The sequence below is a fragment of the Marichromatium sp. AB31 genome (genome assembly GCF_003718685.1).
Classification (GTDB): domain Bacteria; phylum Pseudomonadota; class Gammaproteobacteria; order Chromatiales; family Chromatiaceae; genus Marichromatium; species Marichromatium gracile.
On record NZ_RHFI01000033.1, the window covers coordinates 1 to 22893 of the forward strand.

Annotated in this window: 21 protein-coding genes; 5 read left to right on the forward strand and 16 right to left on the reverse strand. The window is 69.6% G+C overall.

Annotation, left to right across the window (positions count from 1 at the left end; translation table 11 throughout):
- The 8 genes from EBL84_RS15730 to orn all read right to left on the reverse strand — a co-directional run.
- A partial coding sequence (locus EBL84_RS15730; RefSeq protein WP_123141663.1) for a tetratricopeptide repeat protein occupies positions 1 to 2126 on the reverse strand: 2126 nt, incomplete at its 3' end.
- Positions 2127 to 2197: 71 nt separating this feature from the next.
- On the reverse strand, positions 2198 to 3121 hold the full coding sequence (locus EBL84_RS15735; RefSeq protein WP_223807041.1) for a cephalosporin hydroxylase family protein: 924 nt from the start codon (positions 3119 to 3121) through the stop codon (positions 2198 to 2200).
- The gene (locus EBL84_RS15740) at positions 3033 to 3869 is read right to left on the reverse strand and encodes an NAD(P)-dependent oxidoreductase (RefSeq protein WP_123141665.1); all 837 of its coding nucleotides are present in this window, start codon (positions 3867 to 3869) and stop codon (positions 3033 to 3035) included. Before EBL84_RS15740 ends, EBL84_RS15735 begins: the two co-directional genes overlap by 89 nt.
- Before the next feature lie 11 nt (positions 3870 to 3880).
- Positions 3881 to 5107, reverse strand: a complete 1227-nt coding sequence (locus tag EBL84_RS15745; RefSeq protein ID WP_123141666.1) for a class I SAM-dependent methyltransferase — start codon at positions 5105 to 5107, stop codon at positions 3881 to 3883.
- Entirely contained in the window at positions 5104 to 5667 is a 564-nt protein-coding gene (locus EBL84_RS15750) for a dTDP-4-dehydrorhamnose 3,5-epimerase family protein (protein WP_123141667.1), read from the reverse strand. Before EBL84_RS15750 ends, EBL84_RS15745 begins: the two co-directional genes overlap by 4 nt.
- A complete protein-coding gene (rfbG, locus tag EBL84_RS15755) occupies positions 5664 to 6728 on the reverse strand; it encodes a CDP-glucose 4,6-dehydratase (RefSeq protein ID WP_190287989.1) in 1065 nt (354 codons plus the stop codon). Before rfbG ends, EBL84_RS15750 begins: the two co-directional genes overlap by 4 nt.
- A 5-nt stretch (positions 6729 to 6733) precedes the next feature.
- Positions 6734 to 7504, reverse strand: coding sequence for a glucose-1-phosphate cytidylyltransferase (gene rfbF, locus EBL84_RS15760; protein WP_123141669.1), 771 nt, complete (start codon positions 7502 to 7504; stop codon positions 6734 to 6736).
- Between the two features lie 158 nt (positions 7505 to 7662).
- A complete protein-coding gene (gene orn, locus EBL84_RS15765; RefSeq protein ID WP_005224831.1) occupies positions 7663 to 8211 on the reverse strand; it encodes an oligoribonuclease in 549 nt (182 codons plus the stop codon).
- Between the two features lie 197 nt (positions 8212 to 8408).
- Between orn and rsgA the strand changes: the two genes are divergently transcribed.
- Both rsgA and EBL84_RS15775 read left to right on the forward strand, forming a co-directional pair.
- Complete coding sequence (gene rsgA / locus EBL84_RS15770; protein ID WP_123141670.1) at positions 8409 to 9413, forward strand: ribosome small subunit-dependent GTPase A; 1005 nt, start codon at positions 8409 to 8411, stop codon at positions 9411 to 9413.
- Complete coding sequence (locus EBL84_RS15775; protein ID WP_123141671.1) at positions 9410 to 9883, forward strand: EVE domain-containing protein; 474 nt, start codon at positions 9410 to 9412, stop codon at positions 9881 to 9883. Before rsgA ends, EBL84_RS15775 begins: the two co-directional genes overlap by 4 nt.
- Before the next feature lie 23 nt (positions 9884 to 9906).
- On the opposite strand, the gene cysN is transcribed toward EBL84_RS15775, so the two are convergent.
- The 5 genes from cysN to EBL84_RS15800 form a co-directional block, all read right to left on the reverse strand.
- Positions 9907 to 11814: a sulfate adenylyltransferase subunit CysN gene (gene cysN / locus EBL84_RS15780; RefSeq protein ID WP_123141672.1), complete on the reverse strand. Its 1908-nt coding sequence runs from the start codon at positions 11812 to 11814 to the stop codon at positions 9907 to 9909.
- Positions 11814 to 12716, reverse strand: coding sequence for a sulfate adenylyltransferase subunit CysD (gene cysD, locus EBL84_RS15785; RefSeq protein WP_062273774.1), 903 nt, complete (start codon positions 12714 to 12716; stop codon positions 11814 to 11816). Before cysD ends, cysN begins: the two co-directional genes overlap by 1 nt.
- Positions 12717 to 12834: 118 nt before the next feature.
- Positions 12835 to 13173 (reverse strand): hypothetical protein, encoded by a 339-nt coding sequence (locus tag EBL84_RS15790; protein WP_123141673.1) that lies wholly within the window; start codon positions 13171 to 13173, stop codon positions 12835 to 12837.
- A gap of 30 nt (positions 13174 to 13203) precedes the next feature.
- On the reverse strand, positions 13204 to 14751 hold the full coding sequence (locus EBL84_RS15795) for a mechanosensitive ion channel family protein (RefSeq protein ID WP_123141674.1): 1548 nt from the start codon (positions 14749 to 14751) through the stop codon (positions 13204 to 13206).
- Between the two features lie 169 nt (positions 14752 to 14920).
- On the reverse strand, positions 14921 to 17317 hold the full coding sequence (locus EBL84_RS15800; RefSeq protein WP_123141675.1) for a Tex family protein: 2397 nt from the start codon (positions 17315 to 17317) through the stop codon (positions 14921 to 14923).
- Positions 17318 to 17448: 131 nt separating this feature from the next.
- On the opposite strand from EBL84_RS15800, the gene EBL84_RS15805 reads away from it, so the two are divergent.
- From EBL84_RS15805 to EBL84_RS15815, 3 genes are read left to right on the forward strand one after another with little or no spacing between them, the layout of a single operon-like run.
- Entirely contained in the window at positions 17449 to 18144 is a 696-nt protein-coding gene (locus EBL84_RS15805) for a 4'-phosphopantetheinyl transferase superfamily protein (protein WP_123141676.1), read from the forward strand.
- Between the two features lie 42 nt (positions 18145 to 18186).
- Complete coding sequence (locus tag EBL84_RS15810; protein WP_123141686.1) at positions 18187 to 18999, forward strand: undecaprenyl-diphosphate phosphatase; 813 nt, start codon at positions 18187 to 18189, stop codon at positions 18997 to 18999.
- A 57-nt stretch (positions 19000 to 19056) separates the two neighbouring features.
- Complete coding sequence (locus tag EBL84_RS15815) at positions 19057 to 20280, forward strand: alkaline phosphatase family protein (protein ID WP_123141677.1); 1224 nt, start codon at positions 19057 to 19059, stop codon at positions 20278 to 20280.
- A 19-nt stretch (positions 20281 to 20299) separates the two neighbouring features.
- On the opposite strand, the gene EBL84_RS15820 is transcribed toward EBL84_RS15815, so the two are convergent.
- From EBL84_RS15820 to sufC, 3 genes are all read right to left on the reverse strand, one after another.
- Complete coding sequence (locus tag EBL84_RS15820; protein ID WP_123141678.1) at positions 20300 to 20737, reverse strand: SUF system Fe-S cluster assembly protein; 438 nt, start codon at positions 20735 to 20737, stop codon at positions 20300 to 20302.
- Positions 20738 to 20803: 66 nt separating this feature from the next.
- A complete protein-coding gene (gene sufD, locus EBL84_RS15830; RefSeq protein WP_123141679.1) occupies positions 20804 to 22099 on the reverse strand; it encodes a Fe-S cluster assembly protein SufD in 1296 nt (431 codons plus the stop codon).
- Complete coding sequence (gene sufC, locus EBL84_RS15835; RefSeq protein WP_123141680.1) at positions 22096 to 22851, reverse strand: Fe-S cluster assembly ATPase SufC; 756 nt, start codon at positions 22849 to 22851, stop codon at positions 22096 to 22098. Before sufC ends, sufD begins: the two co-directional genes overlap by 4 nt.
- Positions 22852 to 22893: the final 42 nt, after the last annotated feature.

Here is a 22893-nt window from a genome sequence, read left to right on the forward strand (position 1 = left end):
GTCGTCCCCGAGTTGTGCGGGAAGCAGTCGAGTCCGATGTCCATGCCCCGCAACACGTCCCACGGCGGGGAGTGATAGCCGATCTCCAGGCGCTCGCCGCCGATCCCGTGCGCGGCAAAGCGCTCGGTCAGGCTCTCGACACTCAATGGATCGGCATAGGTTCGGCTGTCGACGACCAGGCGCGAACCCGGCACCCGCTCGAGGATCTCGGACCACACCCGGATGGTACGGTGGTTGACACGCACCCCACGGGTCAGCGTACCGAAGGTGATGTATCCCCGCTCCAGCGCCGGCAACACGTTCACCGCCCCCATCCCCTCGCTCGGACGATACATGCCGGCAGGCGTGGCAATCCGCCAGGGCCGCTCGCTGAACAACTCCTCCGCACCCTCGGGCACCAGGACCTCGTCGCACAGGAAGTAGTCGATCGCGCTCAACCCCGAGGTGTAGCCGTAACCGACCCAGAGACTCACCGACACCGGCGCCGGCTTGCGCGTGAAGACCCTCAGCCGATTGCCCGCCGTATGTCCGGCCAGGTCCACCAGGATATCGATACCATCGGCACGGATGCGCGTATCGAGTTCGGCATCGCTCAGACCACGGGTCGGCACCCAATGATCGACCAACCCCTGGTAGCGCGCCGTCTGCGCGTCCTGACGCGTCAACTCGGCATAGGCGTACAGCTCGAATTGCGTCTGGTCATGGCATTCGAGCAGTGGCTCGAGCATGTAGCGGATCGCATGTGATCGAAAGTCCGGGGAGACATAGCCCACACGTAACCGACGTTCGGGATCAGGAGGGTTGGCATATGCACGCCGATGCACGCGTGCAGGAGCGGCATGGCGGTATTCGAAGTCCTGATAGGCCGCACGGATCGCCTCGACCGATCGATCCGGATGATAGTTCAGGGTGAAGAGCAGACTACTGTCAGCCCCGAAGGGATCCTCGGCCAGTTCCCGGGCCCGAAGGCGCACGGCGATCGAGGCATCGAGATCGCCTAGATCCTGGAGCACACACCCCAGATTGTGCAGGGCGCCGGGGTAGTCTGGCTGAAGCTCAAGGGCCTGCTCGTAGCAGGCGCGCGCCTCACCGAGACGATCGAGATCACGCAAGCTGTTACCCAGATTCAGATGGGCCTCGATCAGGTCGGGCTTGAGGACGAGCGCCTGCCGATAACAGTCGATCGCCTGCTGGGGCTTGCGCTCCAGTTCAAAGGTGTTGCCCAGGTTGCAATAGGCCTCGGCATAATCCGGACGGATCCGAATCGCGGCAAGATAACTCTGCTGCGCGGCGCCGAGTCGATCCAAGGCCGCAAACGCGTTGCCGCGATTGTTCAACGCCTCGACGTGATCCGGATCGAGCGCCAGGACACGCTCCAGGGTTTCCAGCGCGGTCTCGAACAGGCGGGCGCGGAGCTGGACGCTGGCCAGGTTGTTGAGACTCTGTACGTTGCAAGGGTCTCGTGCCAGCACCCGATTGAACCAATCGGTGGCCTGCGGCAACCGACCGAGCTGGATACAGGCATTGCCGGCGTTGTTACATGCCAGGAGGAGCCCGGGGTCGATCGCATGGGCGCGGGCATAACACGCCAGGGCCTCGTCGAGCTGGCCAAGCTCGTGCAATGCGAGCCCGAGGTTGTAATGAATCTTGGCTTGGTCCGGGGCGATCTCCAGGGCACGTCGGTAGTGTCTCAGCGCATCCTCGGCCCGCCCCAGACGCAACAATGCTGTCGCAATACCGTCATGGATCTCGGGATCAGTAGCATCGCATACCAACGCCCGTTCGAGTACGGCGAGCGCCTCGGCATGGTGCCGACGCCGCACCAGAATCAGGCCCAGCGCCTTGTGGGCGAAGACATCGCCCGGGTAGCAGACGACGAACCGCCGCGCCTCGCGCTCCGCCCCCTCGAGGTCGGCACCAGCCGCCCGCGCGACCCATGCTTCGCGCAAGGACGGTGGTACCCGTTCGTCAAGACGGGGACCAGTCTCGCCCAACTGGCGCAAGATCGCCCGGGCCTCGGTCTGATCGGGGTCGATGGCAAGCACGGCGCGACAGAGCGCCACGGCCACATCGTGCCGTCCGGCGACGAGGTGTTCGTGAGCTTGAGTGAGCAGACTTTCGTTCATACCGAGGTCAGGGTCCCCACATCGTCATCGAGCACCCCGGCGACAGACCGGGTCGTACAAGGTCGCATCACTCAAGCAACGCGCTTGAGAAAACCTCCCCGCGCAACCGTCAGCAACAGCTTGTCGGAGATCGATGCGTCGATCTCGAAACGTGAGTCCCTTGCAAGGAAATCGCGAACGGCCGTCATCGGGTTGTTCCCCTGACTCCAGGGCCGCCCGGGAAAGACCGCGGTCTCGAATTCCTCGATCACCGTATCGAAGACGGCGCAGTAACACCCCGGGGTCACCAAGGGCGCATACAGATCCAACTCCTTCACGACATGGTCATGGGTGTGGCTCGAATCCAGACAGACCATCACCCGCTGCTCGCTGCGGATGGAACGGCGGACCTCGTCGAGGACGGCCGGATCCGTACTGTCGCCCTCGACCATCTCGATCCGCCCGGCCAGCGGATGGCTCTCGACGGCCTGGCGATTGTGCGCGCGGATATCGAGATCGATGCCGACGACCCGTCGCCGATCGGCGACCGGGACGCCCGCGCGCTCGGCATCGGTCAGATCGAGCAGCGCCAGCATGGAGGCGCTGAAGATCAGTGAGCCGCCGCGCGCGATCCCGGTCTCGATGATGACATCCGGCCGCGTCGTCCAGATGATCTCCTGCAGCGCGAAGACGTCCTGGGGATACTGGATGATCGGCAGACCGAGCCAGTCGAATTGATACGAGTAACGCGCCCGCAGACTCTCGCGCATGAACCCCTCGGCGGCCTCCTGCAGGGGGCCATCGTCACGATAGTCCTCGACCCGGGCGGTACGTTCGGCAATGAAACTCTCGCGGTCATCTTTCATAGTGAAGTGGCCATAGCAGCAAAACTCCGTGGATTTTGGTGAGAACGGGCGCGAACCCCGTTCACGTCTCGTCCAGCACCCCGATGATGCACGGTGGATCCTGCGGATTATCGGGCCGCGACCCGAAGCGCAAGAGATCGCGACGACCATAACCGTCGGCGACCCGCTCGGCGATCTGGCGTACGCTCTGGCCCCTGCCGGAGCAGATGTTGAACGCACCGCATCGCCCGCCCAGCGCGACCTCGGCGATCATCTCGCCGGCCCGCTCGACATCGAGATAGTCGCGGACCTGCTCGCCACTGCCGAGATCGACCGGCAGCCCGGCGGCGAGCCGGGCATGGAGATAGGCCACGAGCCGGCGCGGATCCTCGCCCTCGCCGTACAGATAGAAGGGTCGGCACCAGGCGAACTCGACGCCCGCCACTCGCAGCAACTGCTCGAGGACCTGATAGGTCGATGCCTTGCATGCGCCGTAGAGTGTCTGCGGCCTCAGTGGCGTGTGGATATCGAGAGACCCCGGCGTCGGATCGTACTCGGCACAGCTACCGATACCGACGAAGCGCCGCCCGCCCACGACGATGAACGCCTCGGCCAGACGCAGCGACCCACTCAAACAGGTGAGATTGCGCTCGGAGTCCAGATACCGACCAGGCTCGGCATACCAGGCCGCATGCACCAACATCTCCCCCCCGGCCAGCACGGTCTGCAGCGTTTCCACCGAAGCGGTGAAGAGATCCTCGATCTCGACCAGCTCGACACCGCGGGCCGGGAACAAGGCCGCGGCACGCGCAGGATCACGCACCAGCAGGCGCACCCCGACACCTCGCTCGAGCAACGCCTGGACGATGCGGCGTCCGACAAACCCGCTCGCCCCCGTCACGATGACCCGTTCATTCATGGTCTGTCGCCTCAACACTCGCAGAGTCGGGGCACCGCGACGACGAAGCGCGCGCCCCACTCGCGGACATAGCCGAGCTGCGCGGTGAGTTCATCGCGCAGGTTCCAGGGCAGCAGCAGCACCCGGTCGGGGCGGGTCTCACGCAGACGCGACTCGGCGACGATGGGGATGCGGCTGCCGGGGAGATGGCGCCCCAGCTTGCCGGGGCTGCGGTCGACCACATAGTGCAGCAGATCGGGACGCACCCCGGCGAAGTTGAGCAGGGTGTTGCCCTTGGCCGCGGCGCCGTAGCCGACCACCTGGAGCCCCTGGCGCCGCGCCCGGATGAGATAGTCGAGCAGCTCGAGACGCAACCGCTCGGCGCGCGCCTGCAGCCCCTGGTAGGTCGCCGCCCGCTCCAGCCCGGCGGCCAGCTCCTCGGCGCGCAGCGCCGCCACCCGGGGCGTGGTCGGACGCGCGCCGTGGTCGGCACGCTGGGCGAACACCCGCAGGCTGCCGCCGTGGGTCGGCAGGGTCTCGACATCGAACACCGCCAGGCCGTTGGCCGCGCACACCCGCCCCACCGCGCCCAGCGACAGATAGGAGTAGTGCTCGTGATAGAGGGTATCGAACTGGTTGCCCGCGATCAGCCGCAGCAGGTGCGGGAACTCGAAGGTCGCCACCCCGTCCGGGCGCAGCAGCAGGGCGATGCCGGCGACGAAATCGTTGATCGCCGGGACATGGGCGAGGACGTTGTTGGCGACCACCAGATCCGCACCCCAGCCCTCGGCGAGCAGCCGCGCGGCGAGCGCGCGGTCGAAGAAGGCCTCGACGATCTCCAACCCGCGCTCGCGCGCCGCGGCGGCGACCGCCGCGGTCGGCTCGACCCCCAGACAGGGGATGGCGCGCGCCTGCAGGTGCTGGAGCAGATAGCCGTCGTTGGCCGCCAGCTCCACCACCCGCGAGTCGCCGTCGAGCCCGAGACGCTCGACCATGGTCGCGACATAGCGCTCGGCATGGGCCACCCAACTCGTCGAGACGCTGCTGAAATAGGCGTAGTCGGCGTCGAACAGGGTCTCGGGGCGGGCGAAGTCCTCGGTCTGCACCAACCAGCAGCGCTCGCACACCAGCACCCGCAGCGGGTACCAGGACTCGGGGCGGTGCAACGCCGCGGCGCTCAGATAGGCGTTGGAGGGCGGCGCGCTGCCGAGGTCGACGAAGGGCAGGCGCAGCGGCGCGCCGCAGTGACGGCAGTTCACGACGCAATCCCCCGAAACTCGTCGTCGAGCAACGCCAAGGCACGATCGCGCGCCGAGCGCTCGCCGAGCGGCAGCGGCCAGGGGATGGCCAGACGCGGGTCGTCGACGCGCACCCCGCCCTCGGCCTCGGGGACATGGGGCGCGGTGTGCAGATAGAGCAGCTCGCAGTCCTCCGTCAGCGTCTGAAAGCCGTGGGCGCAACCCTCGGGGATCACCAGCGTGGTCGGGCGCTCGGCCTCCAGCCGCTCGGCGTGCCACTGCAGGAAGGTCGGCGAGCCGGCGCGCAGATCGAGCGCCAGGTCCCAGACCGCGCCGCGCAGACAGGTGACGAACTTGGTCTCGGCGTGCGGCGGGCGCTGGTAGTGGAGCCCGCGCACCGTGCCGCGCGCGCGGGTCAGCGAGCGGTTGATCTGGACGATCGGACGCCCGCCGCCGAGCGCTGCCAGATCCATCGCGCAATAGAGCCGCTCGAAGACGCCGCGCGCATCGGCGAGCGGCGTCCGCGCGATCACCTCGACCCCGGCGATCGCGGTCGGATGACGCACCAGGCGCGCGCTCATCGCGGTGGCTCCGTGGCCATGTAGTCGGCGATCTGCGCCAGGGTGCGCACCTGCATGTCCTCCCCGGCGCGCCAGGCGCGGTGCCAGTCGAGGGTGCGCGCCAGCGCCTGCTCCAGCGGCCAGCGCGGACGCCAACCGAGCGCGGCGCGCGCCTTGCTGCTGTCGAGTCGCAGCACCGATGCCTCGCGCGGCTGAGGACTGTCATCGAGCCGCCACTGCGCCCCCGGCACGGCGGCACACAGCCACTCGACCAGCCAGCGCACCGGGCGCGCGTCCGCGGCCTCGGGACCGAAGTTCCAGGCGCCGATGTACTCGCCATCGTCCGCGCACAGCCGCTCGGCGAGATCGAGATAACCGGCGAGCGGTTCGAGCACGTGCTGCCAGGGCCGGATCGCCCCGGGCGCGCGCAGCACCACCGGCTCGCCGGCGTCGATCGCGCGCAACACGTCGGGGACCAGCCGCTCGGCGGCCCAGTCGCCGCCACCGATGACGTTGCCCGCACGCACGGTGGCGAGCGCCGTCCCGGCCTCCTCGAGGAAGGCGCGACGATAGCTCGCGCTGACCAGCTCGGCGCAGGCCTTGCTGCTCGAATAGGGGTCGTGACCGCCGAGGGCGTCGTCCTCGCGATAGGGCCAGATCCAGTCGTGGTTCTCGTAGCACTTGTCGCTGGTCACCACCACCACGGCGCGCACCCCGGGGTGCTGACGCACGGTCTCGAGCAGGTCGACGGTGCCCATCAGGTTGACCGCGTAGGTCTCGACCGGGTCGCGATAGGCCGCGCGCACCAGCGGCTGGGCGGCGAGATGGAACACCACCTCGGGCGCGGCGGCATCGAAGGCGGCGGCGAGCGCGGCGCGATCGCGCAGGTCGGCGATGTGCTCGCCGGCGAGGCGCTCGCCGACCCGCGCCGCCCGGTACAGGCTCGGCGTGGTCGGCGGCGCCAGCGCATAGCCGTGCACCCGGGCGCCGAGCCGTGCCAGCCAGAGCGCGAGCCAGCCGCCCTTGAATCCGGTGTGGCCGGTGATGAATACCCGCCGTTCTCTCCAGAACTGCTGTTCCATCGTCGTCACCAGGTCTTCCAGGGCGCCGCCCCGGAGCGCCACAGCGCCTCGAGCTGGGTGCGGTCGCGCAGCGTGTCCATCGGCCGCCAGAAGCCCTGGTGCTCGAAGGCCATCAGCTCGCCCATGGCGCTGAGCCGCGCCAGCGGCTCGCCCTCCCAGCCGGTCTCGTCACCGGCGATCAACTCCAAACAGGCCGGCGAGAGCACGAAGAAGCCGCCGTTGATCAGCCCGCCGTCGCCGCGCGGCTTCTCGGTGAAGGCGGCCACCCGCGCGCCCTCGCGCTTGATCGCGCCATAGCGCCCGGGGGCCTGCACCGCGGTGACCGTGGCGAGATGGCCGTGGTCGCGATGGAAGGCGACCAGCGCGCCGATGTCGACATCACTCAGGCCGTCGCCATAGGTGAAGCAGAAGGGCGCCTCGGCGTCGAGATAGTCGGCCACGCGCTTGAGTCGGCCGCCGGTCTGGGTGTGCAGCCCGGTGTCGACCAGGGTCACGCGCCAGGGCTCGGCCTTGCGCTCGTGGACCTCCATGCGGTTGTTGGCGATGTCGAAGGTGACGTCGGACATGTGCAGGAAGTAGTTGGCGAAGTACTCCTTGATGACATAGCCCTTGTAGCCGCAGCAGATCACGAAGTCGTTGATGCCGTGAACGGAGTAGTGCTTCATGATGTGCCAGATGATCGGCATGCCGCCGATCTCGATCATCGGCTTGGGGCGCAGGTGCGACTCCTCCGAGATCCGCGTCCCGAAACCGCCTGCCAGAATGACCGCCTTCATCAGTGCTCCTCAATCAGGGTGTCGACCGCAACCGACGCATGCTGCGAATAACGGCACGACCGGCGACGAGATGAGCGATCGCCTCGGACGCCCGCCTCTATCTGGCCCCCATGATAACCAGCACGACGGGGATCGCACAGCATCGCGCGTGCGATACATCACTCCAGCCGCAGCAGTTGCTCGCGGTAATAGCGCAACTCCTCGATCGACTCGCGAATGTCGTCGAGGGCGAGATGGCGCGAGGCCTTGCGCACCCCGGCGGCGACCTCCGGGGCCCAGCGCTGGGCGAGGATCTTGAGGGTGCTGACATCGAGATTGCGATAGTGACAGAACCCCTCGAGCCGGGGCATCCAGCGGGCGAGGAAGCGACGGTCCTGACAGATGCTGTTGCCGCACAGCGGCGAGGCACCGGCCGGCACCAGGTCGGCGAGGAACTCGAGGGTGGCGCGCTCGGCGGCGGCCTCGTCCTGTGCGCTCAGCCGCACCCGCTCGATCAGCCCGGAGGCGCCGTGGTGTTCGCGATTCCATTCATCCATGCCGGCGAGCTGCGCCTCGGACTGGTGGATCGCGATCACCGGCCCCTCGGCCAGCACCTTGAGCTGGGTGTCGGTGACGATGGTGGCGATCTCGAGGATGCGATCGGTGTCGGGGTCGAGTCCGGTCATCTCCAGGTCGATCCAGATCAGGTTCTGCGGGCTCTTGGTCATGAGCGTTCCTTGAGCAATGGGGCCTGTCGCAAGGCCAGGTGACGGAATCAAGCCGCAGTGTACTGCAAGGAGCGGCATCGTGCGGAGCGCCGGCGCTTTCCCTAGAATAGCCCCACCCCAGCCAGGAGCCCGAGCATGCACACCGACCACCCGCAGCCTCCCCGCCCCACCCCGCGCCAGCCGCGCCGGGTCGCCCGATGACCCGGCGGCGGCTGTCGAAGCGACAGATCGAGCGCATCCGCGCGATCCAGGAACGGCGCCGCGAGCGCCTTGCCAACCGTCCCGAGCAGGCGCTCGCCGACTGCGAGGCCGAGATCCCGCCCGAGGAGGGGCTGGTGGTGGTGCGCCACGGCGCGAGCCTGGTGGTCGAGGACCATGCGGGCGAGCTGCACCTCTGTGTCGCGCGCCAGCACCTCGGCCACCCGGTGTGCGGCGATCGGGTGGTGTGGCAGCGCGGCGAGCCCGGTCGTGGGCTGGTCAGTGCCATCCTCGAGCGCCAGACGGTGCTCAGCCGCCCCGACTACAGTGGTCGCGACAAGCCGATCGCGGCCAACCTCACCCGACTGGCGGTACTGATCGCCCCCGAGCCCGAACCGAGCGGCTATCTGGTCGACCAGTACCTGGTCGCCGCCGAGGGCATCGGCGTCGAGCCGATGCTGGTGGCCACCAAGATGGACCTGCTCGACGCCCCGGCGCGCGCGGCCTTCGAGCAGCGCTATGCCCATTATTGCGCGATCGGCTACCGCACCCTGTGGATCAGCCTGGAGCAGCCCGAAACGCTGGCCCCGCTGGTCGAGGCGCTGCGCGACCAGACCAGCATCCTCGTCGGTCAGTCCGGGGTGGGCAAGTCCTCGCTGGTCAAGGCGCTGCTGCCCGATCGCGACATCCAGGTCGGGCGCCTCTCGGCGGCCACCGGGCTGGGGCGTCACACCACCTCGGCGGCGAGCTGCTACCGCCTGCCCGGCGGCGGCGTGCTGATCGACTCGCCCGGGGTGCGCAGCTTCCGCCTCGGCGCCATCGGTCTGGCCGAGCTGCAGTGGGGCTTTCGCGAGTTCCGCCCGCACCTCGGCGGCTGTCGCTTCGCCAACTGTCGTCACGATCAGGAGCCGGGCTGCGCCATCCGCGCCGCGGTCGAGCGCGGCGAGATCGCAGCCGCGCGGCTGGACAACTTCCATCATCTGGCGCGGGGGGTGAGCGCATGACCCACTGGCTGTTCAAGTCCGAGCCCGGGATCTTCGGCATCGACGACTTGGCCGCGCGCGGGGTCGAGCCCTGGGACGGGGTACGCAACTATCAGGCGCGCAACCTGCTGCGCGATCGCACCGCCGTCGGCGATCCGGTGTTCTTCTATCACTCCAACTGTGCCCGCCCGGCGATCGTCGGACTGGCCGAGGTCGCCAGCAGCCCGCGCCCCGACCCTACCGCCTTCGATCCCGCCTCGCCCCATCACGACCCCAAGGGCGACCCGGCGACACCGCGCTGGTATCTGGTCGACGTACGCTATCGCCGTCATCTCGCCCGCCCGATCACGCTGGCCGAACTCAAGACCCACGCCGAGGGCGCACTCGCCGGGCTGGCGCTGGTGCACCGCGGCAACCGCCTCTCGGTGATGCCGTTGAGCCCGGCGCAGTTCGACTTCATCCTCGCGCTCGAACACCGCCTGGCGCCCTGAGCCCGGGCGCCGGGGGCGGCGGCTCAGATCACCCCGCGCGCGGCGAGCAGCTCGACGACCTGCTCGGCCAGGGTCTCGGGGTCGGAGCCGTTGGCATCGAGGCGCAGCTCCGGGGCCTCGGGCGGCTCGTAGGGGCTGCCGATCCCGGTGAAGTTGGGGATCTCGCCGGCGCGCGCCTTCTTGTAGAGGCCCTTGGGGTCGCGCGCCTCGCAGGTGTCGAGATCGGCATCGACGAAGACCTCCAGGAACTCGCCGTCATCGAGTCGCTCGCGCGCCAGCCGCCGCTCGCTGCGAAACGGCGAGATGAAGCTGACACAGACGATCAGCCCGGCCTCGACCATCAGCCGCGCCACCTCGGCCACCCGACGGATGTTCTCCACCCGGTCCTCGGCGGTGAAGCCGAGATCGCGGTTGAGCCCGTGGCGGACGTTGTCGCCGTCGAGCGTCATGGTGTGACGGCCCATGGCGTGGAGGCGCTGCTCGACGAGATCGGCCACGGTCGACTTGCCCGCGCCCGACAGCCCGGTGAACCAGAGCACGCAGGGCTTCTGTCCCTTGGCCGCGGCGCGCGCGCTCTTGTCGATCTCCATCGCATGGTGGTGGATGTTGGCCGCGCGGCGCAGCGCGAAGTCGATCATGCCGCAACCGACGGTGGCGTTGCTGATGCGATCGACGAGGACGAAGGCGCCGGTCTCGCGGTTGTCGACATAGGGGTCGAAGGGCACCGCGCGATCGAGCGCGAGGTTGCACACCGCGACATCGTTGAGCGCGAGGTGCTTGGCCGCGGTCTGCTCCAGGGTGTTGACGTTGACCTTGTGCTTGATCTCGGTGACCTGGGCGTTGAGCGCGGCGGTGGCGGTGCGCAGCAGATAGGGCCGACCGGGCAGCAGCGGCTGCTCGTCCATCCACACCAGGTGGGCGGCGAACTGGTCGGCGACCTCGGGGCGCGCCTCGGCGCCGGCGATCAGGTCGCCGCGCGAGACGTCGATCTCGTCGTCGAGCACCAGGGTCACCGCCTCGCCGGCACCGGCCCGCTCGCGCTCCCCGTCCATGGTGACGATGCGCGCGAGCGTCGAGCGCTTGCCCGCCGGCAGCACCACCAACGGCTCGCCGACGCGCACCTCGCCGCCGGCGACGGTGCCGCTGAAGCCGCGGAAGTCGAGGTTCGGCCGGTTGACCCACTGTACCGGCATGCGGAAGGGCCCGGCGCGCAGGTCGCGCTCGACATCGACCCCTTCCAGATAACCGAGCAGGGTCGGCCCGTCGTACCAGGGCATGCGTTCGGAGGCGGCGGTGACATTGTCGCCGGTGAGCGCCGAGACCGGGATGCAGGTGACCGCATCGATCCCGAGCCGCGCGGCGAAGGCGCGATAATCGGCGCTGATGCACTCGAAGGTCTCGCGGTCCCAGTCGACCAGATCCATCTTGTTGACCGCCAGCACCAGATGGCGGATGCCGAGCAGCGAGACGATATAGCTGTGGCGCCGGGTCTGGGTGAGCACCCCCTTGCGCGCGTCGGCGAGCAGCACCGCGGCCTCGGCGGTGGAGGCGCCGGTGGCCATGTTGCGGGTGTACTGCTCGTGCCCGGGGGTGTCGGCGACGATGAACTTGCGCCGATCGGTGGTGAAGAAGCGGTAGGCGACATCGATGGTGATGCCCTGCTCGCGCTCGGCGGCCAGACCGTCGACGAGCAGCGCCAGATCGAGGTTGCCGCTGCCGGTGGTGCCGAAGCGCGCCGAGTCGTTCTCGAGACTGGCGAGCTGGTCCTCGAACAACAGCTGGCAGTCGTAGAGCAGCCGTCCGAGCAGGGTCGACTTGCCGTCGTCGACCGAGCCGCAGGTGATGAAACGCAGCAGCGTCTTGTCTTCCTGGGCGCGCAGATAGGCCTCGACCTCGGCGGTGGCGCCGGCGTGTTCGGGTGTCTGGGTCATCAGAAGTAGCCCTCCTGCTTCTTGGCTTCCATGGAGGCGCCGGCGTCCTGGTCGATGACCCGGCCCTGTCGCTCGCTGGTGCGCGCCAGCAGCATCTCGCGGATGATCTCGGGGAGCGTCTGCGCGCTGCTCTCCACCGCGCCGGTGAGCGGGTAGCAGCCGAGGGTACGAAAGCGCACCATGCGCGCCTCGGGCCTCTCGCCCGGGGCCAGCGGCATGCGCTCATCGTCGACCATGATCAGGGCGCCGTCGCGCTCGACCACCGGGCGCGGCGCGGCGAAATAGAGCGGCACCACCGGGATCTCCTCCTGATAGATGTACTGCCAGATGTCGAGTTCGGTCCAGTTCGACAGCGGGAAGACGCGGATGCTCTCGCCCTTGTTGATGCGACCGTTGTAGAGGTTCCACAGCTCCGGGCGCTGGTTCTTGGGGTCCCAGCGGTGACTGCGGGTACGGAAGGAGAACACCCGCTCCTTGGCCCGGCTCTTCTCCTCGTCGCGCCGCGCGCCGCCGAAGGCGGCATCGAAGCCGTAGAGATCGAGCGCCTGCTTGAGCGACTGGGTCTTCATCACGTCGGTGTGCACCGCCGAGCCGTGGGTGAAGGGGCCGATGCCCTGCGCCACCCCCTCCTGGTTGATGTGCACCAGCAGATCGAGCCCGAGTTCGGCGGCACGCCGGTCGCGGAAGGCGACCATCTCGCGGAACTTCCAGGTGGTGTCGACATGCAGCAGCGGAAACGGCGGCTTGGAGGGATAGAAGGCCTTGAGGGCCAGGTGCAGCATCACGCTGCTGTCCTTCCCGATGGAGTAGAGCATCACCGGGTTGCGGAACTGGGCCGCGACCTCGCGCATGATATGGATGCTCTCGGCTTCGAGGCGTTGCAGATGCGTCTGATATGACATGGCTTCCCTGATCTCGTGCACGGATCGTGAGCGCCGACGGCGCACACAGGGCCCAATGGTAACGGTTCGGTGTGAACTGGAGAAAACCGTGACCGATTTCAAATCCCGCAAGGCACCGCTAGAGCAGCCGCTGCGCCTCGCCGCCGCGCAGCCCGAGCACCTGGCGCCCGAGCGTCAGCGCCTGCTCGGCGAAGGCGTCCGGGCCGTCCCAGGCCAGCCCCTCGGCCATCACCTCGTCGAGCAGCGCGCTGACCACCCGCAGCCGGTCGCCCTCACCACCGCGCTCGGCGCAGACATAGAGGCTCGGCTCGCCCTGACCGGCGGGGACGAAGGCGAGGATGAAGCGATAGGGACGCGGATCGGCGCTATCGATCTCGCCGAGCAGGGTCGCCTCGCAGCCGTCGAGGCGGTAGCGACGCTTGGGAATCGCGGTACGGATATGGGGTCGGTGCTCCATCGCCGGTGCTCCTCTCTTGGGTGACGGGGCTCAGCGCCCCCGGTAGAAGCGATTGGGGCGGACCATAACGGTTTCGATCCGGCGGCTGATATCGCGCAGGCTCAACCGACGCACCGGCTGGCGACTGGCGGTACGCGCCGCCTCGGCGGTGTCGAGACGCGCCTTGACCACCCCGGCGAGGCGCTCGGCCAGCTCCGGGCGCGCGGCGACGATACGACGCACGCAGTCGAGATCGACACGGATCAGACTGACATCGCTCTTGGCGGTGAATTCGAGGAAGGAGGGATCGTTGGTCAACATCGAGGTGATGCCGAAGTGCTTGCCCGGCCCCAGCGTCTCGGTGACCTTGCGGCTGCGGTCCGGGAGGGTGACCACCGCCTCCACCAGACCACCGGCGACGACGTAGAAGGCATCGCTCTGGGCGCCGTCGGCGAGGATCACATGACCGCTGTCGTAGTGACAGTAGACCCCGCGCGCGGCGACCTCCTCGAGTTCGTCGGCGGTGAGCAGGCCACTCACATCCAGCCCCTTGAGCGCGAGCAGGATGCTCGGCGGCTCGGCGTGACTGACATGGGCGCGACGGGTGCGCATCTCGCGCACCTCCGGGGCCATCTCGATGCCCGCGTCCTGGAGGCTGCGATGGATCTCGCGAAACAGCTCCTCGCGGGCGCGGAACATCGCCGGATAGTTCTTCAGATGCACCCAGACCATGTAGACATAGGGCACCGTGGTGGCCTCGCTCAGACGCACCACCGGATAGGGGAACTTGAGCACGCTCTCGCAGCGCATCGCCGCCTCGAGCATCAGCGCGGTGGCAAAGCGCGGGTCGATCTCGGCGGGCAGCTTGACGAAGTACCAGGGGGCGTAGAGGTGCTGGTCGTCGTGCAGGTTCTTGATCGGCTGCCCGGCCATCTGCGAGTTGGGGATGATGTGGGTGGAGTTGTCCCAGCCGCGCAGCCGGGTCGAGCGCCAGTTGAGATCGATCACCTGACCGACGATGCCGTTGTTGAGCTCGACCCAGTCGCCGAGGCGGAAGGGCCGCTCGACGCCGAGGGCGATGCCCGAGAACAGGTCGCCCAGGGTCTTCTGCAGCGCCAGACCGAGCACCGCCGCGGCGACGCCGGTCGAGACCCAGATGCCGGTGAAGGAATAGCCGCGCTGCCACAGATAGATCGCCAGCCCGAAGAGCATCATCGCCACATAGATCAGACCGACCACCAGCTTGGGGACGCGCTCGGAGAGATCGTCGTCGGCGCGCACCAGCAGCACCACCTCGATCAGCCGCGCCACCGCCCAGCCGGCGGCCAGGTGTGCCACCAGCAGGGTCAGCGAGCGGATGCCGGCATCGACGTCGGGCACCTCGAGCACCGCCGCGCCGAGCCTCAGCAGGGTGCCGGCGACGATCACCATCCCCGGCAGCACCAGCAGGTCGAGCAGCGCCACCAGCGCGGGGAAGCGGCTGGCCACCGGGCGGTTGTCGACCCGCCAGGTGACGACGCGCGCCACCAGGAAGGCGAGCAGCACGCCGAGGAAGAGGTGCCAGTTGTCCTGCGCCAGGGAGTCGAACAGTGCGGTCATGTCGTGGGTCAGCCTGGATCTTGCGTGGGCTCGGGTCGGTCCGCCCGCCGCCGGGTGAGCCCGGCAACCGACGGCGCATCCGACCGGCGGGATCGTGCATGCGCACGGCGCCGCCGCCCGAGGGCGGCGCCGTCGCGAGCGCCCCGGAGCGGGCGCTCGCCTGGGCCGTTCAGCCCTTGCGCGCCTTGGCGAAGGCCTCGGCCATGGCGCCGCCGAGCGCGGCGGCGCCCTGCCCGGCGCCGCGCTGACGCCGCTCGCCGCCCCCCTGGCGGCGCTCTCCGCCCTGACGCGGCTTGTCCGACTTGGCCTTGGGCCGGGCCGGGCGCTGGCCCGACCTGGCCGCCTCGCCCGCGGCACGCGCCGGCGCCTTGCCGCGCCCGCTCGCCCCGCCCTTGGTGCCATCCTCGTCGCCGAGGCGCCGGGTGAGGGCGATGCGCTTGCGCTCGAGATCGACCTCGAGCACCTTGACCTTGACCAGATCGCCCGACTTGACCACCGCATGCGGGTCCTTGACGAAGCGATCGGCGAGCGCCGAGATGTGCACCAGACCGTCCTGGTGCACGCCGATGTCGACGAAGGCGCCGAAGTTGGTGACATTGGTCACCGTGCCCTCGAGCACCATCCCCGGCTTGAGATCAGCCAGGGTCTCGACGCCCTCCTTGAACTGCGCGGTCTTGAACTCCGGGCGCGGGTCGCGACCGGGCTTCTCCAGCTCGGCGAGGATGTCGCGCACCGTCGGCAGGCCGAAACGCTCGTCGGTGAACGCGGCCGGGTCGAGCGCGCGCAGCGTCGCGGTATCGCCGATCAGCGCGCCGATCTCCTTGCCGGTGTGCGCGACGATGCGCCGCACCACCGGATAGGCCTCGGGATGCACCGCCGAGGCATCGAGCGGCTCGTCGCCGTCGGGCACCCGGAGGAAGCCGGCGCTCTGCTGGAAGGTCTTGTCGCCGAAGCGCGACACCGCCATCAGCGCCTTGCGATTGGCGAAGGCGCCGTGGTCCTCGCGGAACTGGACGATGTTCTCGGCCAGCCCGCGGTTGAGCCCCGAGACCTGGGCGAGCAGCGGCACCGAGGCGGTGTTGAGATCGACGCCGACGGCGTTGACGCAGTCCTCCACCACCGCGTCCAGGGTGCGCGCGAGCTGCCCCTGGTTGACGTCGTGCTGGTACTGGCCGACGCCGATCGCCTTGGGCTCGATCTTGACCAGCTCGGCGAGCGGGTCCTGCAGCCGCCGCGCGATCGACACCGCGCCGCGCAGCGAGACGTCGAGGAGCGGCAGCTCCTTGGAGGCGAACTCCGAGGCCGAGTAGACCGAGGCGCCGGCCTCGCTGACCACCAGCGAGCGCAGCCCCAGCTCGGGGTGACGCTCGATCAGCTCGCGCACCAGCCGGTCGGTCTCGCGCGAGGCGGTACCGTTGCCGATGCTCACCAGCTTGACCGCGTTCTGTCGCGCCAGCTCGGCGAGCCGGGCGATGGCGTCGTCCCACTGCTTGCGCGGCGCGTGCGGATAGATGGTGTCGGTGTCGACCACCCGCCCGGTGGCGTCGACCACCGCCACCTTGACCCCGGTGCGCAGCCCCGGGTCGAGCCCGAGGGTCGGCAGCCGCCCGGCCGGCGCGGCCAACAGCAGCGCCTTGAGGTTGAGACCGAAGACGCGGATCGCCTCGCCCTCGGCGGCCTCCAGCAGCCGCCCCTTGAGCTCCAGATCGAGTCGGGTGAGGAGCTTGACGCGCCAGCACTTGCGCACCGTCTCGACCAGCCAGTCGTCGGCGGCGCGGCCCTGCTGGGCGATGCCGAAGCGCGCGGCGATGCGCGCGCGGCAGGGGGCGTCGGGGTCCTCGCCGGGACCCGACAGCAGCTCCAGCGCGAGCACCCCCTGGTTGCGACCGCGAAACAGCGCCAGGGCGCGGTGCGAGGGGATCTTGGCGATCGCCTCGCGATAGTCGAAGTAGTCGGCGAACTTGTTGCCCTCCTGCTCCTTGCCCTCGAGCACCCGCGAGACCAGGATGCCCTGCTCCCACAACCGGTCGCGCAGCTCGCCGGCGAGTTCGGCGTCCTCGGCGAAGCGCTCCATGAGGATCTGGCGCGCGCCCTCGAGCGCGGCCTCGGCATCGGCCACCCCGCGCTCGGCCTCGACATAGGCCGCGGCGCACTGCTCGGGCACCTGGGTGGGATCGGCGAGCAGCGCCTCGGCCAGCGGCTCGAGCCCGGCCTCGCGGGCGATCTGCGCCTTGGTGCGACGCTTCGGCTTGTGCGGCAGATAGAGGTCCTCGAGCCGCTGCTTGGTCTCGGCCGCGACGATCTCGGCGTGCAGCTCGGCGGTGAGCTTGCCCTGCTCCTCGATGCTCTTGAGCACGGTGACGCGGCGCTCGTCGAGCTCGCGCAGATAGACCAGCCGCTCCTGCAGATGACGCAGCTGGACGTCATCGAGACCGCCGGTGACCTCCTTGCGATAGCGCGCGATGAAGGGCACGGTGGCGCCCTCGTCGAGCAGCCGCACGGCCGCCTCCACCTGCTCCGGTCGGACCGCGAGTTCCTGGCTGATGGTCTCGGTGATGCTGATCATTGACTCTCGTTCATCGTTGCGAAAAGGGAAAACCGGGCGCGGCGTCACGACCACGCCGGCGTCGCGCCCGTGGCATCATACCCGAGCACAGCGGCGGCGATCTCCCGGCGCCGCGCGACAGGACCCGAACGATGACCGACGAAGACCTCCACTGGCAACCGGCGAGCACCGCGCCCGCACTCGGCGACGACGAGATCCATCTGTGGCGGATCGATACCGGCGAGCACCACGGCCAGGCGCTCGAGACGGCGCGCGCCGTGCTCGAGACGGCGCAGCTGGCGCGGCTCGCGCGCATCCGCGACCCGGCCCAGCACGCCCGCGCCGTTCGCGCCCAGGCCGGGCTGAGGCGGGTGCTCGGGCACTATCTGGGCGAGCCGCCGCAACTGGTCAAGGGCGCCAACGGCAAGCCCTATCTCGACGCGAGGCAGGCGGCGCTCGCCTTCAATCTCACCACCAGCGGCGAGCTGGCGCTGCTCGGGGTGCGCCGCGGCAGCGGGCCACGGGCCGAGCTCGGCGTCGACTGCGAGTGGATCCGCCCGCGCGCGCGGCTCGCGGCGGTGGCGCGGCGGATGTTCGACCCCGCCACCTGCGCGGCGGTGCTCGCCCACCCCGAGGAGGCGCGGCTGGTGCCCTTCTGTCGCGCCTGGACCGCGCTCGAGGCCGATGCCAAGTGCGACGGGCGCGGGCTGATGCGCCCGCGCGCGGCGGCAAGCCCACTGCCGCGCATCGCCCACTGCCGCCCCGCCCCCGGCTACATCGCCGCGCTGGCCAGCCCGACCTTGCCGCCGCGCGCGCGCTGGCGCGCGCTGGCGCTCGTCGATGACTGATCGGCAGTATACTGCCGCCCCCGTATCCAGGAGTTACCCTTGGTGGACACCCTAGAGATCATCCTCCTCGCCCTGGTGCAGGGCATCACCGAATTTCTCCCCATCTCCAGCTCCGGGCACCTGATCCTCACCCCGCTGCTGTTCGGCTTCGAACTGCAGGAGCTGGCCTTCGACGTCGCCCTGCACCTCGGCACCCTCGGCGCCGTGACCCTCTACTTCCGCCGCGAGATCGCGCGCATGACGGTCGCCGTACTCGGCTCGCTGCGTCACCGTCGGTTCGATGATCCCGACGCCCGGCTCGGCTGGATGATCGTGCTCGCCACCGTGCCGGTGGTGGTGCTCGGGCTGCCGCTCAAGCTGGTGCTGGAGTTCCTCCGCGACGACCCGACGCTGATCGCCACGGTGATCGCCGCCACCAGCATCGGCTTCGGCCTGCTGCTGTGGTGGAGCGACTGGCGCGGCGCGCGGCGGCGCGACGAGTACAGCCTGGGCTGGCGCGGGGCGCTGGTGGTGGGGGTGATGCAGGCGCTGGCGATCATCCCCGGCACCTCGCGCTCGGGCATCACCATCACCGCCGGGCTGCTGCTCGGGCTGACCCGGCGCGCCGCCTCGCGCTTCTCCTTCCTGCTGGCGATCCCCACCATCCTCATGGCGGGCACGGTCGAGGGTATCGAGCTGGCCGGACAGGGCGCTGCGGTCGACTGGATGGGGTTGGCGCTCGGCGCGGTGTGGTCGATGCTCTTTGCCTATCTCACCATCCATCTGTTCCTGCGCTTCATCGAGCGCGTCAGCATGCTGCCCTTCGTGCTCTACCGCGTGGCGCTCGGCGGGCTCATCCTGCTGCTGGTGTGGTAGCGTCGGGGAGCGGGCCGCCATCCGGTGACCACGCGCCAACCGCCCCGAGGAGAAGGCATGACCCGATCCGAGCCCCGCTCGCTGCTCGAGCATCACCGTCCCGACTACGCCGGCGGCGGCATCGTCAACCTGATGAGCACGCTGATCGCCGCGCGCGGCGGCCAGCCGGAGACGCCGACGCTCACCGCCCTGCCCCCGGCGCGACTGGCCGACACCCGCAACCTGGTGCTGCTGGTGATCGACGGGCTGGGCGCCGACTGGCTGCGGCGCCACGCCCCCGAGGGGCTGCTCGCGCGTCATCGCATCGCCACCCTGAGCACGGTGTTCCCTGCGACCACCGCCGCGGCCATCACCACCTATCTCACCGGCGACGCGCCGCTGCGTCACGGGCTGACCGGCTGGCACACCTATCTGCGCGAACTCGGCTGCGTGATGGCGGTGCTGCCCGGTACCCCGCGCTACGGCGGGGTCTCCTACGCGCGCGCCGGGATCGACCCGGCGCGGCTGTTCGGCACCCGCCCGGTGTTCGACCGCATCGCCACCCGTTCGAGCGTGATCGCGCCGCAGTTCATCATCGACTCCGACTTCAACCGCGCCCACAGCGGGCAGGCCGAGCGGCTCGGCTTCCAGGGGCTCGACGACATGTTCGGCCAGGCCGCGCGGGTGATCCGCGCCGCCCCCTGGCGTCCCGGTCGGCGCCGTCACGACGCCGCCCCGCGCTATCTCTATCTCTACTGGCCGAGGCTCGACACCATCGGTCACCAGCAGGGTATCGAGAGCGCGGCGGCGGTCGGTCATCTGGCGCAGATCGAGGCCGCGCTCGCGCGCTTTCTCGAACAGATCACGGGGACCGACACCCAGGTGCTGGTGTGCGCCGACCACGGCCAGGTCGACAGCACCCCCGAGACCCGGGTCGATCTCGACGACCACCCGGAGCTGGCCGAGTGTCTGGCGCTGCCGCTGTGCGGCGAGCCGCGCGCGGCCTTCTGCTATCTGCGCTCGGGGCGCGAGCGCCAGTTCCTCGACTACTGCGAGGCGCATCTGGCCGAGCGGGTGGAGGTGGTGCCGAGCAACCGGCTGATCGAGCTGGGGATGTTCGGCAGCGGCGAGCGCAACCCGCGACTGGCCGAGCGGATCGGCGACTACTGTCTGCTCGCGCGCGATAACGCGATCGTCGTCGATCGCCTGCCGAACGAGCGCCCCCACCCGGTGGTCGGGGTGCACGGCGGGCTGAGTCGCGCCGAGCTGGAGGTGCCGCTGGCGCTGCTGCGCCCGGACTGAGCGCCGGGCGCGGGCGGGATCACATCAGCCCGAGCTGGAGCCGGGCCTCGTCGCTCATCCGCTCCTGGGTCCAGGGCGGATCCCACACCAGCGCGACATCGACCTCGCCGACGCCCTCGACCCGCGCCACCGCCTGTTTGACCATCAAGGGCATCATCCCGGCGACCGGACAACCGGGGGCGGTGAGGGTCATCTCCACGGCCACCGCGCCGTCGGCGGCGATGTCGATGGTGTAGATCAGGCCGAGGTCATAGATGTTGACCGGGATCTCCGGGTCGTGGACGCCGCGCAGGGCGGTGACGATCGACTCGCGCAGGGCCTCGGCGTCGACGACCGCCGGCGGTGCGTCCTCGACCTCGGTGGCGTCACGCCCGGCGTCGGCGGCGAGCGCCGCCACCTCGTCCTCGTGGTCCTGCTCGCGTTTGCCGAATCCGGCGAGGCGGGCCAGTCTGTTCATGGATGCGAACCTCTTCGACTGCAGATGATGCCGACGGGCCGGCGCCCGCGCGGGCGCCGACACCGCTCAGTCCAGGGGCGCGGCCTCGAGCCGGTCGCCGACCAGGGCCGCGATCTCGGCGCGCAGCGCCTCGTCGCCGAGCCGACCGATGATCTCCTCGGCGAAACCGAGACAGAGCATGCGCCGGGCGCTGGCCTCGGGGATGCCGCGGGCGCGCAGATAGAACAGCATCTGCGGGTCGATCTGACCGACCGTGGTGCCGTGGCTGCACTTGACGTCGTCGGCGTTGATCTCGAGCTGCGGCTTGGTGTCGATCTCGGCGCGCTCGGAGAGCATCAGGTTGCGGTTGGACATCGCCGCGTCGGTGCGCTGGGCGTCCTGGGCGACGAACACCCGACCGTCGAACACCGCGCGTCCCTGACCGTAGAGGATGCCCTTGAACAGCTCGACGCTGGTGCAGTCGGGCACCGCGTGGTCGACATCGAGGTGATAGTCGATGAGCTGACCGTCGCCCGAGAGATAGAGCCCGTGGAGCACGCACTCGGCCCCCGGCCCGGCGAAACGGGTGTTGATGTCGGTGCGCGCCCAGCGCCCGCCGAGACCGATGTTGAGCCCCTGATAGCGGCTGCGCGCCTGCTGGTGCAGATAGAGCGTGCTGAGATGGAACGACTCGGCCGAGTCGTGCTGGATGCGCTCATGATCGAGCCGCGCCTCGGCCGCGAGGTCGATCTCGAGCACGGCGTTGGTGGCGTGCGCGATGCTCGGCTCGGCCCCGACATAGCGCTCGACGAGCCGTGCCTCGGCGCCCTCGCCGAGCACGATCAGGTGGCGCGGCTGGGCCAGCGTCGGGCGCTCGCCGGTGGTGACGTGGAGCAGTTCGAGCGGGCGCTCGAGCCGCGCGCCGGGCGCAAGCAGCACCACCAGCCCGTCGGCGCCGCCGGCGGCGTTGAGCGCCGGGAAGAGCGCGGCGGGATCGTCGGCGAGCGCACCGAGATGGGGGCGCACCGCCTCCGGATCCTCGGCGATCAAGCGCGCCAGCGAGTCGATCCGCACGCCCTCGGGGAGCGCGCCGAGCCGGCCGTGCTCGGGGGCATACCGGCCATTGACCAGCACCACCCGATCGGCCTCGAGGCCCTCGACCAGCAGCGGCGCCAGCGCCTCGGCGGCGAGCACCGCCGCGCCCTCGTCGAACGCCTGCTCGAACAGTCGGCGCGGGTTGGTGTAGCGCCAGGCCTCCTGCTTGCTCCCCGGAACACCGAGCGCCGTCGCCCGCTCGCGCGCACTCGTGCGCCAGGCCTCGAGCCACGCCGGGCCGCCGTTCGGGGTGGCGGCCCCGAGCCAGGTCGCCAGCTCGCCACTCATGCCGCCGCGCCCTCGTCGGTGATCCAGCCGTAGCCGTGCTGCTCGAGTTCGAGCGCCAGCTCCTTGCCGCCGGAGCGGATGATCCGGCCCTTGTAGAGGACGTGGACGAAATCGGGCTCGATGTAGTCGAGCAGACGCTGGTAGTGGGTGACCACGATCATCGATCGCTCGGGGCTGCGCAGCGCGTTGACGCCCTCCGAGACCACCCGCAGGGCGTCGATGTCGAGTCCGGAGTCGGTCTCGTCGAGGATCGCCAGCTTGGGCTCGAGCAGCGCCATCTGGAAGATCTCGTTGCGCTTCTTCTCGCCGCCGGAGAAGCCGGCGTTGACCGCGCGCTTGAGCAGCGAGTCGTCGAGGTGCAGCACCTTCAGCTTCTCCTTGATCAGGCGCATGAAGGAGACCGCATCGAGCTCGTCCTCGCCGCGCGCCTTGCGGATGCTGTTGAGCGCGGACTTGAGGAAGTAGGTGTTGTTCACCCCCGGCAGCTCGACCGGGTACTGGAAGGCGAGAAACAGCCCGAGCTGGGCGCGCTCCTCGGGCTCGAGCGCGAGCAGGTCGCGCCCCTCGAAGCTCGCCGTGCCGCCGGTGACGGCATAGCCCTCGCGGCCCGAGAGCACATGCGCGAGCGTGCTCTTGCCCGAGCCGTTGGGGCCCATGATGGCGTGCACCTCGCCGGGGCCGATGCGCAGGTCCAGCCCGCGCAGGATCTCTTTGTCGCCGACGTTGGCCCGCAGGCCAGTGACAGATAGCATCGTCCTCTCCCAATCGTCCGGAACCCGCGCGGGTTCCCTGTC